Origin of the sequence: Moritella sp., from assembly GCF_033791185.1 — a bacterium.
GTDB lineage: Bacteria > Pseudomonadota > Gammaproteobacteria > Enterobacterales > Moritellaceae > Moritella.
In genome coordinates this window covers 1-12,784 of the sequence record NZ_JASJHF010000203.1, presented here as the reverse complement: position 1 = coordinate 12,784, position 12,784 = coordinate 1, and the positions used below count along the sequence as shown (strand labels likewise).

11 protein-coding genes are annotated in these 12,784 nt (G+C 40.9%); 3 read left to right on the top strand and 8 right to left on the bottom strand.

Annotated elements, in window-relative coordinates:
* Both QNK26_RS12230 and QNK26_RS12225 read left to right on the top strand, forming a co-directional pair.
* A partial coding sequence (locus tag QNK26_RS12230) for a hypothetical protein (protein WP_319223276.1) occupies positions 1 to 1,477 on the top strand: 1,477 nt, incomplete at its 5' end.
* Entirely contained in the window at positions 1,474 to 2,676 is a 1,203-nt protein-coding gene (locus tag QNK26_RS12225) for an outer membrane protein transport protein (RefSeq protein ID WP_319223275.1), read from the top strand. The genes QNK26_RS12230 and QNK26_RS12225, both read left to right, overlap by 4 nt.
* A 76-nt stretch (positions 2,677 to 2,752) precedes the next feature.
* Here the strand turns inward: QNK26_RS12225 and QNK26_RS12220 are convergent, their stop codons facing one another.
* From QNK26_RS12220 to QNK26_RS12195, 6 genes are all read right to left on the bottom strand, one after another.
* The gene (locus QNK26_RS12220) at positions 2,753 to 3,217 is read right to left on the bottom strand and encodes a hypothetical protein (RefSeq protein ID WP_319223273.1); all 465 of its coding nucleotides are present in this window, start codon (positions 3,215 to 3,217) and stop codon (positions 2,753 to 2,755) included.
* A complete protein-coding gene (locus tag QNK26_RS12215; RefSeq protein ID WP_319223272.1) occupies positions 3,210 to 3,896 on the bottom strand; it encodes a winged helix-turn-helix domain-containing protein in 687 nt (228 codons plus the stop codon). The genes QNK26_RS12220 and QNK26_RS12215 overlap by 8 nt, the downstream gene beginning before the upstream one ends.
* Positions 3,897 to 4,072: 176 nt before the next feature.
* Positions 4,073 to 5,098 (bottom strand): L-threonine 3-dehydrogenase, encoded by a 1,026-nt coding sequence (gene tdh / locus QNK26_RS12210; protein WP_319223270.1) that lies wholly within the window; start codon positions 5,096 to 5,098, stop codon positions 4,073 to 4,075.
* A gap of 18 nt (positions 5,099 to 5,116) precedes the next feature.
* Complete coding sequence (locus tag QNK26_RS12205) at positions 5,117 to 6,307, bottom strand: glycine C-acetyltransferase (protein ID WP_319223269.1); 1,191 nt, start codon at positions 6,305 to 6,307, stop codon at positions 5,117 to 5,119.
* Positions 6,308 to 6,526: 219 nt separating this feature from the next.
* Positions 6,527 to 8,236, bottom strand: a complete 1,710-nt coding sequence (locus QNK26_RS12200) for an NAD-dependent malic enzyme (RefSeq protein WP_319223267.1) — start codon at positions 8,234 to 8,236, stop codon at positions 6,527 to 6,529.
* 190 nt (positions 8,237 to 8,426) lie between these two features.
* A complete protein-coding gene (locus tag QNK26_RS12195) occupies positions 8,427 to 9,281 on the bottom strand; it encodes an RNA polymerase sigma factor RpoD/SigA (RefSeq protein WP_319223265.1) in 855 nt (284 codons plus the stop codon).
* Between the two features lie 630 nt (positions 9,282 to 9,911).
* Here QNK26_RS12195 and QNK26_RS12190 point away from each other — a divergent pair.
* Positions 9,912 to 10,850 carry a DUF5692 family protein gene (locus tag QNK26_RS12190; RefSeq protein WP_319223263.1) on the top strand — a complete coding sequence of 313 codons (939 nt, stop codon included), beginning with the start codon at positions 9,912 to 9,914 and terminating at the stop codon, positions 10,848 to 10,850.
* 207 nt (positions 10,851 to 11,057) lie between these two features.
* On the opposite strand, the gene yciA is transcribed toward QNK26_RS12190, so the two are convergent.
* Positions 11,058 to 11,510, bottom strand: coding sequence for an acyl-CoA thioester hydrolase YciA (gene yciA, locus QNK26_RS12185; RefSeq protein ID WP_319223261.1), 453 nt, complete (start codon positions 11,508 to 11,510; stop codon positions 11,058 to 11,060).
* A 66-nt stretch (positions 11,511 to 11,576) separates the two neighbouring features.
* Positions 11,577 to 12,587, bottom strand: coding sequence for a low-specificity L-threonine aldolase (gene ltaE, locus QNK26_RS12180; protein ID WP_319223259.1), 1,011 nt, complete (start codon positions 12,585 to 12,587; stop codon positions 11,577 to 11,579).
* Between the last annotated feature and the right edge of the window lie 197 nt (positions 12,588 to 12,784).

Here is a 12,784-nt window from a genome sequence, read left to right as displayed (position 1 = left end):
TAGTATCATTGAAAATAATGCCACGGCCTCCTTAGGGGCGCTGGTAGACAATCAGGTTGGAGGGCGAAAAGCCTATGATACTTATACTGCAGATTTAACCTTACCTTTCTATTTACCCTTCACCAAAGAAGATAAAGATAGCTGCCTAGTCGATGAATTTGATCCAATCGCTTCATGCCCTGAACTTTACCGTTGGATGAGACCAGTGAATGACCCCGATGGGCATTTAACTCGCCATAAAAGTCTACCGGCGTCGACACCATTAACCATTACTGCGGATGTTTATACACCAAAAGACTGGGCAATTAATGGCAGAGCTACATTACCTGTGGTGCAATTTATTCACGGGGTAACCGCAAATAAAGGCACGGCATCATTAATGGCTCAAGATTATACCGATGAGGGTTATATCGTTGTTGCCATTGACATGCCTTACCATGGCGAGCGCATTATGCTCGACAGAGAGGGCAATGAAATTGGGGCTGAAATAAATAAAGGAGACTTCATTAATATCAGCTCTCCTTTAACCCTCCGAGGCAACTTAAATCAAGCGGTATCTGACAACCTGAGTTTACGTAATGCTTTAATCGACGCTCCTTGGGCTGATCAAGATGATACCCATCTTATTGGCCACTCACTCGGTGGCATTGTTTCTGTGATGGTCAGTGAAATGTCGCAAGAGCCAGAAGATGAGCCAAGAAGCATGGATTTATCATACAAAACGGTTAATTTCGCCGTACCGGGTCAAGGTCTTGTTAATTTAGTTTTAACCTCTGATTTACTCGGACCTGAAACAGCAGAGTCGGTAAAAAAATCACCGGATACTCAACGCGGTATCGCTGAAACAGTGATTCCAGATCAATGTGATAGCAACAGTACCAATGAGGAATGTATTTTAGCTCTGCGTGCGTTTAGCGCTGAATCGACGCACAACGCAGATGTTGTCACCCAACTTGAGAACGATATCTACGCACTGATTATGCCAAGTTTCAAACAGGGTGTGCAAACCAGTGTTGATAGTGCAGACCCTGCTAATTTTATTCGTCGTCAAGTCGCGAACCAACAACCGACCTTACTTATTGAAGCCGTTGGCACTTGTGGTGAAACCTGTGAAGTCGGCGAATATATGCCCGATTACGTGGTGCCTAATAATAGTCCTATCAATGTATTAACCGGTACCGACCCACTCATCACAGCATTGGCATTAGACGACATCAGAGATGATACCAGCGGTGGTCACAGCGATAACGGCACCATTCGAGGCGTGATCCGCGCGACCACAGGCGGACATGGAACTTACCTGTTCGCCTACGAAGGTCCAATGGATGAAAGTGGCGCCCCCGGTACATCCGATCTCGGTAAAGTACGCACTGCGACAGAAACGCAGCAAATTGCCGTTCGCAGCATGATCTTTAGTGATGGTAGCGCAATAGAAATTGATGATCATACCAATATTGAAATCGAGGAAGTCCAATGAAACATCTACGTCGAGCTTACCCAATAATCTTATTAGCCTGCGTGAGTGGCCAAACTTACGCTGCGGGTTTCCAACTCAATGCCCAATCTGCAACGGGTTTAGGCCGTGCATTTGCAGGTGATGGCATTATTGCTGACAATGCTTCTGTTATGGCTAAAAATAGCGCGGCAATGGCGTTATTTGATCAACCGTCATTATCTGTCGGTGCCATTGGCGTTGTCACTGATGTGAGTCTTACTGACGCCTCTTATACGCCGATGCTTGGTGATACCGTTGATGCGAATGTTGACGATATTGCCAATGCAGCATTCATTCCAAATTTTTATTATGTTCATCCGCTTGCTGACTCTGATTTAACCTTGGGTCTAGCCATGTATTCTAACTTTGGTACCAGTGTCGAATTCCCTGATCATTATGTCGCGAGTGAATTTGGTGGTGAAACATCACTTACCAGCATCAATATTGGTCTTTCTGCGGCTTATCAACTCACTGATAAATTGAGTTTAGGCGCCGGACTCGACGTTATTTATGGTGAAGGACAAATTTCTCGTGATAACCTGCTTGAAGTGGAAGCTGATGGCGTGGCTTATGGCTTTAATCTTGGCTTGGCTTATGAGTTTAACGAGAATAACCGTATTGGTTTAAGTTATCGCTACAGTCCTGATTTAGAAGCAAGTGGTGAGGTAGATATGACAGGTGAAGGCAGTGCTGGTAGTATCAATATTCCCTTGCCCGATATGATTGAACTGTCTGGTTATCATCGCGTAATGCCGACACTGGCCTTTCATTACAGTATCCAATATGTGCAATGGTCTGAATTCGATTCATTAACCTCAAGTGAGTTTGATAGTAATATTAAAGATTATGCATGGGCTGATGCTGGACATATTTCAGTTGGCACGACCTATTATCCATCAGAAAACTGGGAATTACGTGCTGGTTATATGTATGACCATGCGCCAACCGATACCTTAGAATCAGTTTCGATACCCGATTCAAACCGTCATTGGCTATCAGTCGGTACTACCTACAAGCTATCTCAATCACAAAGTATTGATTTAGGTCTTAGTTACATACTTGGTGAAGATACCGCAGTAGAAGAAAGTCTCACGACAATACCGGGAACAGAATCTAGTATTAATGGTGTTGTAGAGTCGAGTGCTTGGCTGTTTGGTCTGCAATACAATCACTCGTTTTAATCATTAACCCCGACGTTAAGCAACATACTAACTAGTTTCAACAAATGCCCATCCTTGCTAATTAGTATGTTGTTCACTATTTACGTGGTTTGAAATAAAAGGCTCCACGCTCCGCAAATACCACCAGCGCCCTGTCATCATTCACGGGCCTAAACGCTAACATATTCTCGGTAGTGTGCATCTCTGCACGACTAATGAATTTCTCATATAATTGCAATGGGTCTTTATTATCGGATTCATCCAGTAGCGGATCACTGTCGACTATATTTAGTGATAATAATCCATCATCAAGTGTGTAATCCCCTACCGCAGAAAAACCTATATCCCTTGGTATCACGACATAATATTCAAATAGTCCATTTGCTTTGAGCTCTAACCCCGCATTAATATCGATGCTATACGATTTATCAAAACGGGTATTAATATACATACGAGTATCTGAATTGAACCGTTCATTCATCTCGGGAGTAGACCAATGGTTGATAACATATCCCGTTAATAATCCGCTTAACGTAACGGTTAACAAGGCTAATTTATTCACAGTCCACCTCTAATTCATCCTGATAACTCATTGACGCATCGTGTGCATCAATCAATAGCGATAGCCCGCTGGCATGGTATATCGTCACATCCTGAAATCTTGTTTCTTGCTCTGTTGACGGGTCGATGAAGGCACATGTTGAAAACTGTTCAATAGAGTAATGTGCTGCCGATGTCCACGGTGATGAAAAATAACGCCATACCATAAAAGACGCCCCAGTGAACAGCAGATATACCGCAATATACAGCCAATATGAACGAGCAGAAGTGCTATCGAATCGCGGAGCTGTTGTGGTTGCCACACTAGTCTCTGCAGCAGTATGTGGACGTGTCGAATCAGGTTCTTTATCAACAGGTTTTACTGCATAAGGGCTAACCTTGCCGAGGAATATATAACCTTTACCACGTTGGGTTTGAATAATTTGTGTGTCTTTATCTTCAAGTGCTTTTCGGCAGTTTGAGATTGCATGTAGCAAACTACTATCTTCAACAATAATGCCCTTGTTTAACCACACTTCTTCCATCAAGCTTTGACGAAGTAACAATTGCCCTTGGTGTTGGATCATATAACGCAATAACGACACTTCATTACTGCCTAAGCTTGTCCGTAATCCAGAATTTAAACTCAAGATAATTGCACCATCGAAGTCTACGATATAATTGTCATTCACGATCATCATGGGAATTACTCGTTACGATTAAAAACATATTGTTATATTGTAACAGCTTAGCAACATTATTTTTAAAAATATAATACTGTTTTATAAAAATAAGCATATTAAAGACAATAAAAAAGGATAAGTCTGATTATCTCAAACTTACCCTTTCAACGTTAATTTATGCGATTTTCGTTATGTTATGCCCAATCGAGAATAACTTTACCAGACATACCTGAACGCATGATATCAAAACCTTCTTGGAATTGATCAATAGGGAAGTGATGGGTAATGATTGGCGTTAAGTCCAAACCTGACTGAATTAATGCCGCCATTTTGTACCAAGTTTCAAACATTTCACGGCCATAAATACCTTTAATAACTAAACCTTTAAAGATAACATTGCCCCACTCGATGCTCATCGTACTTGGTGGAATTCCCAACATAGCAACTTTACCGCCATGGTTCATCTTGTCTAGCATGTCGCTAAATGCAGATGGTACGCCTGACATTTCAAGACCAACATCGAAGCCTTCTGCCATTTTCAGCTCATCCATCACATCTTTCAGTGATTCTGTTGCTACGTTTACAGCACGAGTCACACCCATTTTACGCGCTAGGTCTAAGCGGTATTCATTCACATCGGTGATCACGACATTACGAGCACCAACATGTTTACATACAGCTGCAGCCATGATGCCGATTGGCCCAGCACCAGTGATTAATACATCTTCACCCACAACATCAAATGATAATGCCGTATGCACCGCGTTACCAAATGGGTCAAAGATAGCAGCCATATCGTCAGAAATATCGTCGGGTAGTTTGAAAGCGTTAAATGCAGGAATAACTAAGTATTCAGCAAATGCACCTTCGCGGTTAACACCAACACCTGTGGTGTTACGACATAAATGCGTACGACCCGCACGGCAGTTACGACAGTGACCACACGTAATGTGACCTTCACCAGATACGCGATCACCTAAAGTAAAACCACGCACTTCTTGGCCGATACCAACCACTTCCCCCACATACTCATGGCCAACAACCATAGGTACCGGAATGGTTTTTTGTGACCACTCATCCCAGTTATAAATATGGATGTCAGTACCACAAATCGCAGTTTTACGGATCTTGATTAACAGGTCATTGTGGCCAAGCGTTGGCTTTTCCACATCTGTCATCCAAATACCTTGTTCAGGCTTTAATTTTGCTAGTGCTTTCATTTTCTTAAACCCACTTATTTAGATGATGCCAAGATCTTTACCGATACGAGTAAATGCGGCAATTGCAATATCAATTTGTTCTATGCTGTGCGCTGCTGACATTTGCGTACGGATACGTGCTTTACCGTGTGGAACCACAGGGAAAGAGAAACCAATTACGTAGATGCCTTCTGCTAATAAACGCTCAGACATTTCGGCGGCAAGTGCAGCATCACCAATCATAACTGGTACGATCGCATGATCAGCACCAGCAAGCGTAAAGCCCGCAGCACTCATTTCACGACGGAAATATTCTGCATTTGATTTAACTTTTGCACGTAAATCATGACCGTCTTCCATCATTTCGATAACACGAATTGATGCTGCAACAATCGCAGGGGCGACAGAATTTGAGAATAAATATGGACGAGAACGCTGACGTAACCAATCAATCACTTCTTTTTTAGCCGATGTGTAACCGCCTGATGCGCCGCCCAGTGCTTTACCTAATGTACCAGTGATGATATCAACACGATCCATTACACCGCAATGCTCAGGAGTACCACGACCACCTTCGCCAACAAAACCCACAGCGTGAGAATCATCAACCATGACCATGGCATTATATTTGTCTGCAAGGTCACAAACGCCTTCGAGGTTAGCGATCACACCATCCATTGAGAATACGCCGTCAGTGGCGATTAACTTGTGACGTACACCAGCCGCATCTGCAGCAATCAGCTGTTCTTCTAATGATGCCATGTCGTTGTTTTTGTAACGAAAGCGTTTTGCTTTGCATAAACGTACACCATCAATGATTGATGCGTGGTTTAGTTCATCTGAAATAATGGCATCTTCTGCACCTAATATTGTTTCAAACAAACCAGTGTTTGCATCAAAACAAGAGGTATACAAAATAGTATCTTCCATGCCTAGAAAGTGACTAATCTTGCTTTCTAATTCTTTATGTTTGTCCTGTGTACCACAGATAAAGCGTACTGACGCCATACCAAAACCATGGCTATCTAAACCTGATTGTGCCGCAGCAATTAGGTCAGCGTGGTTAGCTAAACCCAGATAGTTATTCGCACAGAAGTTAACAACTTCATTGCCCGCCACTTGAATGTTGGCATTTTGGGCAGAAGTAATCACTCGCTCGTTTTTATATAGGCCATCAGCTTTAGTTTGTTCTAGCTGAGATTGAATTTGCGAATAAAATGATGTGGTCATCTGGCCAACTCCTAAGGTTAATTTCGATTTTATAGAGAAACGCCACGCATTCTACTAAACATAGCTGATCAAGCCAGAATTATATCTCAAATACACAAGTATTTTTTGCAAAATTGTTACTCAGCACCATTTATTGCAACATATAACCGATAACAACAATAAAAAAACCAGCTAAAATAGCTGGTTTTTTTTAACATCAGAATAGAACGCCTGTAGGCGTTATTTCTTTATAGGTATTAAATAGTTAGCTACACGCTTATATTGACGATATTCTGGTAACCAGAAGTTCTTTTCAATATTATTACGGATAACTTCATCAGATGTTTGCAATGCTACACCTTGTAGTTGAGCGGTTTTTGCAACCCAAAAAGCGATCTCTTTACTGACTTCATGGATATCCGTTAATGATGGTAATAATGGACCTTGTCCATCACGACCCAACGGGGAGCAATCTGCTAATGCACGACTTGCTGCCATCAGCATTGCATTGGTTACACGTGTTGCTTCTGCCGCCAGTACACCTAAACCAATACCTGGGAAGATATAGCTATTATTACATTGTGCAATCGTGATCAACTCATCACCATAGCTAACCGGCGGGAACGGGCTACCTGTCGCAACAAGTGCACGGCCTTCAGTCCAACGGATGATATCTTGTGGCGTGGCTTCAACACGCGATGTCGGGTTACTTAGCGGGAATACAATCGGATGCTGGGTATTTGCAGCCATCGTCTTAATCACTTGCTCAGTAAACAAACCAGGTTGACCTGATACACCAATTAAAATAGATGGTTTTGCATGTTCCATCACATCCAGCAATGAGATCACATCACTGTCGATATTCCATTCATCACGTAGTCCTTGATGCTGTACCAGTTTTTGTTGGAAATCGAGTAAATTTGGCATCTTATCGGTAAGTACACCAAAACGATCCACCATAAATACACGTGCGCGCGCATCGCTATCAGATAAACCTTCAGATTTCATTTGCGCAACAATTTGCTCAGCAATACCACAACCGGCTGAACCCGCACCTAAGAAGGTAACTTTTTGTTCACTTAGTTTGGTTTTGGCAGCACGACATGCCGCCATCAAGCTACCCAGCGTTACTGCTGCGGTACCTTGAATATCATCATTGAAACAACAAATTTCATCTTTATAACGTTTCAATAATGGCATTGCATTTTGTTGAGCAAAATCTTCAAACTGTAGCAATACATTTGGCCAACGACGTTTTACGGCATTAATAAACAAATCTACGAATTCATTATACTTGTCTTGATCGATACGCGGTTTACGCCAACCCATGTACATCGGATCTTTTAAGCGATTTTCATTGTTCGTCCCCACATCAAGCACAATAGGTAAGCAGTTTGCCGGACTAATACCACCACATGATGTATAGAGTGACAGCTTACCAATTGGAATACCCATGCCACCAATACCTTGGTCGCCTAAACCAAGAATACGCTCACCATCAGTGACGACGATCACTTTTACATTCTGCTTATTTACATTATGTAAAATATCATCGATGTTTTCACGTTCAGGGTAAGAGATAAATAAGCCACGAGCACGGCGGTAGATATCAGAGAACTGCTGACATGCAGCCCCCACAGTCGGGGTATAAATAATTGGCATCATCTCTTCAAGATGATCATCGACTAGACGATAAAATAATGTTTCATTGGTATCTTGGATATTACGTAAATAAACGTGTTTATCCATCGCACTCTCAAAACCTGAAAATTGCTTATAAGCACGTTCAGATTGTTCTTGAATAGATTCAACCATAGGCGGGATTAATCCCGTAAGATTAAAACTGTGACGCTCGATAGCACTAAAGGCACTGCCTTTATTCAATAAAGGGGTTTCTAATAGTGCAGAGCCAGCATAGGGTAAATACAGAGGACGATTTGTTGTGCTCATTGATATCTCATATATATGAAAGAGTGCAGTATGCTACCATTCGTAACGACTGAACTAGCTAAAATGACAAAGGAATATACTCGGCTAAGCTATCATAATCTAAAGAAAAAAACTAAAGATAACGATAGTAGCTGACAATATATTCCTTTTTACATATACAGAAAATTAGCGAGCACTAAGGTGCGATTATTTAATTAAGATAATCTTGTTTTTGTACTGTATTTTGCAGTAACTCAGGCTGAATTTTCTGTAAACTTAAATTAATAATTTGGCGGATCCGTTCTCTCGACATAGATAAACGTTCACCAATCACATGCAGTGTCAGCGGGTCTTCTTCGCCGAGTCCGAATCTCAGTTCAATGATTTTTCGATCACGGTCCGATAGATGCCCTAATACTTCATCCAAATAGCATAAAGTATCGGCGTCTTCGAGTTCCTCATTTGGTTTACAAATAGAATGGTCTTCTAACATGTCGACCAAGGCTGTACTCGAATCACGATCCGTGACGATAGTTTTATCTAAACTTGCTTCATTGAAATAGTAGGATAACACTTCGGTAACTTGTCCGTGCTGCATTTCCAGTAATTCTGCCAATGTCATCACATCCTGATTACATTGCAAGTCTAATTCTTGTTCACGGGCGGTTTTTAAAATACGTTTATATACTTTACCAATATGAATTGGTACGCGGATAGTCCGAGATTGGTTCATAATGAAACGTTCAATATTATTCTTTATCCACCACACCGCATAGGTAGAGAAACGAAAACCTTTGGTAGCGTCAAATTTTTCGACGGCATGGATCAACCCTGTGTTCCCTTCCTGGATAATATCGACGAGCGGTAGTGAAGTATGCTGGTAACGTTTGGCAATATTAATCACTAAACGTAGGTTAGATTGGATCATACGTTGTCGGGCTTTTACGTCACCTTCATGCGAAGCTAACGCGGTTTCGTACTCTTCCTCTTTAGTTAATAATTTACTGCTTTGGTTCACTTGATACATGTATACATCTAGTGCATTCGACTCGTTAGATAATTCCATTTTTCTATCTCCCTAAGCGAGCCTCTCCACATGAAACGCGCTTACAAATTAAACATACCTAGCAACAACTATAAAACTAACTAGAAACAAATTTTTAGTAAAATGTAATTCAGTAGAAATTAAGGTTAGTCGGGAATTCAACTTTAGAAAGGTTATTCTTAAAAAAAACAGCAACATTCTTAGGTTAGTAACAAAAACAGATAAAACCAAGCAAGGTCAGACCAGTTAATTTGGTTTAATTTCTATTTTTTAATAGTTTGATCACAATTTATAAGCGTAAAAACAATATATAACGTCTAAAAGTTAGATGCTTAGCGGGAAATGACAGTAACAGATAGGATTGAGAAAAGAATACAGCGCAATATTAAATGACGAGTTAGTTCAGAACATATCTTTATGATGTGTCTTCATTTAGATCTCAGCGAATACTCATTTTTCAACACTTATAATTTAGAGTTATTACTCAACTTTATGAGTTGTGTCGCGAAATTAGAATAAATACTCAACATTAAACCATAAGATATTGAAATTATATATTCCAACGCACACCATGTAACCATTAAGTAGTAGTTTCGTAGAAAACTATTTCATTAATCTAAAATATTACTAATTATAAATGGAGTATAGAATATGGGTATCTTATATAACATGCCAAACCTAGAAGGCTGGGCGATTGCATTGTTTGTTCTTTTCACGTTGATGGCGTTCAACGAATTTGGTCGAACGACCAAGTGGGGTGGACTTTCAATTTTCTTAATTCTCCCGATATTCTTAACTATTTTTGTATGGCCAACGACAGCGGCAATTGGTAACGAATACGGCACTGGCAACTGGTTTAACTGGGTTAAAACCTATTCGGCATTAACAGGTGTATTATTCTTCATGGCTCTGCGCTTTAGTCCAAAGCTAAGACAAAAAAAATGGGCATTAGCATTACCAGCGATCATTCTTGCCGTAAATATATTTGAAGCATGTTTGCGTGATTTTCAAATCTCGACATTTGCTACTGGCGCTGAAGGTGCGTTTATTGACAACCTTTGGTTAATGTCAGGTCCATGGAATATAATGAACGGTATCGCAGGTCTATTGAATATCGTCGCGATCACTGGTTGGGCTGGTATCATCATTTCAAAAGATAAGTCTAAAGATATGATCTGGCCTGACATGATTTGGCCTTGGATCATCGCTTATGATATATGGAACTTTGCTTATACCTACAATGCAATTGCCAATCATTCATTCTATGCAGGTGTAGTACTACTCGCGTCATGTACCATCCCTGCATTCTTTATTAAAAAAGGAGCTTGGTTACAACATCGCGCGGCAACACTCGGTCTATGGACGATGTTCATCATGACCGTGCCTCAGTTTGCAGATGTACTTGCACCAGTACCGACAACACAAAATCCAACAGCATTCTTCGTGGTCAGCTTACTTTCATTACTTGCTAACATCACGCTGGTTGTTTACCTTATTTACAAAGTACGTAAACAAAAACTGAATCCGCTTAAAGACGAAATCTTTACCGATACTAAAGAATACAAAGAGATTATTGCTGAAAACACATAGTGTGTTCTTAAACATTAAATAATGAGACCGTGCTTTATGGTCTAACTAAGCAAGCAGTACTTTCAGTATTAACCTTAATTAACAACGGTGTTCATCATATGAATGCCGTTGTCATAACACTTCCCGTACTGTATACGTTCTGCAGTCCCTCACTATTAGCTACAATGTCAGAAACATACCCTACATACAGATTGATTACAAAGTCACTTAGACTTCACACGAGCGCTCAATACGACGTGACTTACCATCATCATCAATTGCAACATAGGTGAATGTAGCTTCAGTAACAATATAGCGGAAGTTAAATTTCGGAGCGTTGATCACTGGTTTAACCCAAATTTCTAACTTGATAGTCATCGATGAATTACCAATACGTGAGCATGAACCATAACAACAAACGACATCACCCACAGTGACAGGCTGATGGAATGTCATGCCATCAACTGAAATAGTGGCAACCCTGCCCTGCGCGATCTCTTTCGCTAAAATACCGCCAGCGATATCCATTTGTGACATGATCCAGCCACCAAAAATATCACCATTGGCATTGGTATCAGCTGGCATTGCTAAGGTACGTAAAATCAAACTGCCCGTTGGGATCCTTGATTTATCTGCTGACGATTTTTGGTTATTTTCTACTGCAGTTGTTTTATCTGTCATGCTAGCTCCGACACTACTTTTATTATTATAATTATCTGCCCTATTTACAAAAAATAAGGCTGCACTTTACATTGAATGAAAATGTTTAATTTCAGCAATTAATAAATCGATTGCGTCGATGTTAATATCCTGATGAACCACAAAGCGGATCGCAGAACTGGCACTAATGATAATGCCTTTGGTACGTAAATAGGTCGATAATGCTTTGCCATCTTTACCTGTGTACTGGGTAAAGATCATATTGGTTTGTACACTGTCTAAATCAAAAATGAACTCAGGTAAGGTCATCAATTGTTGTGCTAAGTACTGGGTATTGTCATGATCAATCGCAAGTTTATCTACTTGCTCATCTAACGCCAAGATACCTGCCGCCGCTAAGATGCCAGCTTGACGCATACCGCCGCCCAGCATTTTACGCCAGCGTCGGGCACTACGAATCAAAGACTCAGATCCAAGCAATAATGATCCGACCGGTGCTGCAAGCCCTTTTGATAAACAAATTGATGCCGAATCAAAATATTGGGTGATTTCACTCGCATCAACATTCAACTTAACCGCTGCATTAAAAACCCGCGCGCCATCAAGATGAATACGTAAACCATGCTCAAAAGCCAATGCTTGAGCTTGCGCCAAGTATGCTAGCGGTAATACTTTACCGCCGATGGTATTTTCCAATGATAGCAATTTCGTTTTAGCATGGTGGTCATCATCAGGCTTAATATTATCTCGAATCGCTTGTAAGCAAATTGTACCATCAGCTTGGTTAGCGATCGGCTGTGGTTGCACACTACCAAGTACCGCAGCGCCACCGCCTTCCCAACGGTAATTATGGGCATTTTGGCCACAAATGTATTCATCACCACGCTGGCAATGCGCCATAATGGCTAATAGGTTAGCTTGTGTACCTGACGAACAAAAGATAGCGGCATCAAATCCATAACGTTCAGCGGCCATCTCTTCCAGCTTATTTACCGTCGGATCATCGCCATAAACGTCATCGCCCACAACAGCGTTTGCCATCGCGCTGCGCATTTCTGCTGTTGGTTGTGTGACAGTATCACTTCTAAAGTCGAACATTTGTCTCTTCCTTTTGTCACGCGTTATACAAAATCTATCTTTCATATTAAATCGATTATTAATGTTTCAATCCATTCCAATTTCGATTCTCTAAATTGTAATGGAGTATAACATCCGAGTAACAAGAGTCAGGTTAATTTCGTACTTTGTTACGGATTATTACGTGCTAATAAAAAAGCAGCCAGTTATCGTTAACT

What these genes read in the sequence shown, in the direction of transcription:
- QNK26_RS12200 (WP_319223267.1), bottom strand. Translation starts at nt 8,236, where the DNA reads ATGAGCACAACAAATCGTCCTCTGTATTTACCCTATGCTGGCTCTGCA.
- QNK26_RS12215 (WP_319223272.1), bottom strand. Translation starts at nt 3,896, where the DNA reads ATGATGATCGTGAATGACAATTATATCGTAGACTTCGATGGTGCAATT.
- QNK26_RS12225 (WP_319223275.1), top strand. Translation starts at nt 1,474, where the DNA reads ATGAAACATCTACGTCGAGCTTACCCAATAATCTTATTAGCCTGCGTG.
- QNK26_RS12195 (WP_319223265.1), bottom strand. Translation starts at nt 9,281, where the DNA reads ATGGAATTATCTAACGAGTCGAATGCACTAGATGTATACATGTATCAA.
- QNK26_RS12190 (WP_319223263.1), top strand. Translation starts at nt 9,912, where the DNA reads ATGGGTATCTTATATAACATGCCAAACCTAGAAGGCTGGGCGATTGCA.
- tdh (WP_319223270.1), bottom strand. Translation starts at nt 5,098, where the DNA reads ATGAAAGCACTAGCAAAATTAAAGCCTGAACAAGGTATTTGGATGACA.
- yciA (WP_319223261.1), bottom strand. Translation starts at nt 11,510, where the DNA reads ATGACAGATAAAACAACTGCAGTAGAAAATAACCAAAAATCGTCAGCA.
- QNK26_RS12205 (WP_319223269.1), bottom strand. Translation starts at nt 6,307, where the DNA reads ATGACCACATCATTTTATTCGCAAATTCAATCTCAGCTAGAACAAACT.
- ltaE (WP_319223259.1), bottom strand. Translation starts at nt 12,587, where the DNA reads ATGTTCGACTTTAGAAGTGATACTGTCACACAACCAACAGCAGAAATG.